Origin of the sequence: Clostridium tepidiprofundi DSM 19306, from assembly GCF_001594005.1 — a bacterium.
GTDB classification, from domain to species: domain Bacteria; phylum Bacillota; class Clostridia; order Clostridiales; family Clostridiaceae; genus Clostridium_AC; species Clostridium_AC tepidiprofundi.
Genome location: NZ_LTBA01000093.1, coordinates 1 through 3,604 on the forward strand (window position 1 = coordinate 1; position 3,604 = coordinate 3,604).

Below are 3,604 nucleotides of genomic sequence, written 5' to 3' on the forward strand. Positions count from 1 at the left end.
TCTGCAATCTTTGTCTTTAAGCATACAACTAAGAATTTCAATTTCATTTGCAGTAGTGTCTATTAAATTAATCAAATGTAATTTCTCCTTTCAAATATTCTAGTTGTGCATATGCTTCTTTTGTTTTTTGTTCTTCAAATGATTCGTTTTGTTCTGTGTAGTTATTATCCAAATAGTCTTCATATCTGCCATTAAAGAACGTAGAACCATGTAGTATATATTGCTTGTCCTTACCTTGCACCTCCTTTGAATATCTCTCAATACATCTTTGTAATTCTTCTTTTGTATATTTCTTTAATAGTTTAGTTACTATTTGTCTTGCTTTTGCTTTACCTTTTTTATTAGGATATAATTTCCACAACTCTTCAAAATCTATATTAATATTTGTATTAGTATTTGTATTAGTATTTGTTGTACTGTAATTCTCCAGTGGGTGTCCCTGTAATTTTACAGTAGGTGTTCCTGTAGAATTACTGTTACTGCATTTCTCCTGTTCCTGTAATTTTACAGTAAGTATATAATATTTATTTCCAATACCTTTTAAAGTTTCTTTTTTTATAAAATCCTTACTGCATAAATTTGCTATCGCTTTTATAAGTGTTCTATCATCTGATATTTTGCTTCTCTTTTTTAGTTGCTTATAACTTGGATAAGCATAGCCTTTTTCTTTATTGTAATAACTAATTAATGCTATTAATACACTCTGTTCCTGTATGTTCAAATCTTCGTTATCTAATACACCGTCATTGTCTATAAATGTAAATCCTGGCACATAATCACCTACTTATTATAAGCTTTATTTCATCAAGCATTGCTTATTTACCCATTCTTGTAATAATTCACGATTTATACAATATTGGTATTAACTGATACTCTTCTCTATAAAATCATTTAAGCATCGTTCTGGAATTAATATTTTACGACCTACTTTAACGCATTTTATCCTACCTTCTTGTACTAACTGATAAACTGAATTGTAATGTATTTTCAAAACTTCTGCTGCTTCTTTAGCAGTATAAACTTTTTGCATTTTTTTCACCTCTTATTTGTTAGTTCAATTCATTTTAAAAAAGTTCTCCTTAGCCACCAGCGGAGTTGATTTTATACTAGTGCTTGTCCTATACATAACTAATTACTAATTTAAAAATAACTCTTGTACTGGTACCTCTAAAACTTCGCTGATTTTTTTCATTAAACTAAGTCTTATATCATAATCATCTTTTTCAATCTTAACAAGAATAGTTTTGGAAATTTTTAATATCTTACATAGTTCTGTTTGCGTTAATCCTTTTTTTATTCTTGCTATTTTTACATTCATATCTACACCTCCAATCACATTTATGTGTGATTATATTATTATTATAATCATATATTTGTGTGATTTCAATACCTTTTTAATATTTTTATAAAAAAAGTTTTACAATTGTGTGATTATGTTTATAATAATAGTAGGAGGTGTATTATGAATATTGGAGAAAAAATTAAAGAATTAAGAATAAAAAAAGGCATGACACAGGAAGAGCTAGCAGTTGAATGCAAGCTTTCAAAAAATGCGATATGGAACTATGAAAACAACAAAAGAACGCCAGGTATACAAAATCTTGAAAAAATTTCTAAAGCTCTTGGTGTTCCATTAAGTTTATTAACTGGTGATGTTAATAACAAAATAGAAAATAAAATTCTTTCTGAAAATAAAAGATATATTAATATGCTTGAAAATTTATATATAATGCTTGGTCAATGTAAAATTGATGGTTTTGTTTGTCTTGACGAAATAGAAGATAAAATTGTGAAAATTGGGATGGATAATTATAAAAAAGTACTTCCTTTAGAAGATCTAGAATACTTAGTACACTCATTATCAATAGTTATCACATTAAAACAATATTTTGAAGTAGATAACCCTAAGCTTAAAGAAAGTTTATTTAATTCTTTAGAAAAAATGGTTAAATTTAAACGTATAGAAGGTGAATAAACATGAGTAAAGAAAAAACTTCATATCGTGGAGTATGTAAAATTATAAAAGATAATGGCTATACATGTTACGAATGTAGTTATTATATTGTTATAGATGGTATTAAAAAAAGGAAATTTAAAAGTGGATTCAAAACTGCTAAGGAAGCTAATGCTTTTAGAAATGATATGATTAAAAAATCCTCTGTTGGTGAATATGTAGAACCAACTAAAAAGACAGTTAAAACATTTATTGAGGAATGGCTACCGTCAATAAAAAATAGTATATCTTACAAAACATATAAACAGTATCAATATATAGCATATACAAGAGTTATTCCAGCATTAGGCGATAAAAAGCTTCAGCAATTAAATAAACTTGATGTTAACAAATTTCTTAATGATGATATAGCATTAAATACTGGTAAAAAACTATCATCTACAACTCTTAGACATTACTATGGTTTTTTAAATAGAATGTTAAAAGCAGCACTTGAAAATGGTTATGTCATAAAAAATATAATGGAAACAATAACTGCTCCTAAAATAAATAAAAAAGAAATTAGAGTACTTGATGAAGTTCAACTCAAGTCATTACTTGAAGCGTTAAAGAATTATTCAGTTTATGATTGTGCATTTATATCTGCTAATACCGGTATGAGATTAGGCGAAGTATTGGGACTTACGTGGAACAAGATTGACTTTAAAAATAATTGCCTATATGTAACACATCAACTACAATACATTAATGGAACATTTAAATTAACTAAACTTAAGACTAGATCTAGCCAAAGAAAGATTGTATTAAATAAATTATTATATCATGCCTTGAAAGATATAAAACAAAAACAATTCGAAAATAAATCAATGTTGCAAGAAGTTTACAATAATGATTTAAACCTCGTTATAACTCAAAACAATGGGAAACCCTATTCAGTCGAATATGTATCTAGAAACTTTCGAAGGGTCATATCTGAATGTAATTATAAAGATAATAAAAGTATAATTGATTATTACAATATGCCTAAATTAAGCTTTCATGACCTCAGACATACCTTTGCTACTTTAATGCTAAAAGCTAATGTTAATCCTAAAGTAGTTAGTGAAATATTAGGACATAGTACTGTAGCCATGACATTAGATACTTATTCTCATCTATTGCCTTCAATGCAAAATGAAGCTATGAACAAATTTAATAATCTTTTAGAGGTTACTAATTGATATTAATAACCTCTATTTTGTTATTTCACTTCTGAAAACTTAATGTAATTTATTTTTAAATTATTTACGGTGGTTTTCTTGGTGGTTTTGATAAAATAAAAAGCCTTATACATTTGTATAAAGCCTTGATTTTACTTTGGTGCTCCCGAGGGGATTTGAACCCCTGACCTACTGATTACGAATCAGTTGCGCTACCAGCTACGCCACAGGAGCTTACTCGAATTATATTTTACTACACTAAAAAAACTTAATCAAGTAAAATATATTATTTTTCACGATAACCTAGTAAAACTTTATCCTACGGCTAGGAAGTTTTTATTGTAATTTTTTTACTTATTCAATGCTTTTTTTAGATCTTCAACATTCAGCAATTTAAAAATTGTACTAATTTCATTTTCAAAATCCAATGAGAGTTTAAATCTTATCATTT

General features: G+C 27.1%; 5 protein-coding genes and 1 tRNA gene. 2 read left to right on the forward strand and 4 right to left on the reverse strand.

Going from position 1 to position 3,604, the window contains the following annotated elements; all coding sequences use genetic code 11:
- Positions 1-67: 67 nt before the first annotated feature.
- The 3 genes from CLTEP_RS13610 to CLTEP_RS13615 all read right to left on the reverse strand — a co-directional run bounded on the left by CLTEP_RS13610 (position 68) and on the right by CLTEP_RS13615 (position 1,318).
- Positions 68-772 carry a helix-turn-helix domain-containing protein gene (locus tag CLTEP_RS13610; protein WP_066827592.1) on the reverse strand — a complete coding sequence of 235 codons (705 nt, stop codon included), beginning with the start codon at positions 770-772 and terminating at the stop codon, positions 68-70.
- A gap of 90 nt (positions 773-862) precedes the next feature.
- Positions 863-1,030, reverse strand: a complete 168-nt coding sequence (locus tag CLTEP_RS14540; RefSeq protein WP_084365003.1) for a helix-turn-helix domain-containing protein — start codon at positions 1,028-1,030, stop codon at positions 863-865.
- Between the two features lie 105 nt (positions 1,031-1,135).
- A complete protein-coding gene (locus tag CLTEP_RS13615) occupies positions 1,136-1,318 on the reverse strand; it encodes a helix-turn-helix transcriptional regulator (RefSeq protein WP_066827594.1) in 183 nt (60 codons plus the stop codon).
- Positions 1,319-1,462: 144 nt separating this feature from the next.
- Between CLTEP_RS13615 and CLTEP_RS13620 the strand changes: the two genes are divergently transcribed.
- Both CLTEP_RS13620 and CLTEP_RS13625 read left to right on the forward strand, forming a co-directional pair.
- Positions 1,463-1,975, forward strand: coding sequence for a helix-turn-helix domain-containing protein (locus tag CLTEP_RS13620; protein ID WP_066827598.1), 513 nt, complete (start codon positions 1,463-1,465; stop codon positions 1,973-1,975).
- 2 nt (positions 1,976-1,977) lie between these two features.
- Complete coding sequence (locus CLTEP_RS13625; protein WP_066827600.1) at positions 1,978-3,174, forward strand: tyrosine-type recombinase/integrase; 1,197 nt, start codon at positions 1,978-1,980, stop codon at positions 3,172-3,174.
- Between the two features lie 137 nt (positions 3,175-3,311).
- Here CLTEP_RS13625 and CLTEP_RS13630 read toward each other — a convergent pair.
- Positions 3,312-3,387 (reverse strand) — tRNA-Thr (locus tag CLTEP_RS13630).
- Positions 3,388-3,604: the final 217 nt, after the last annotated feature.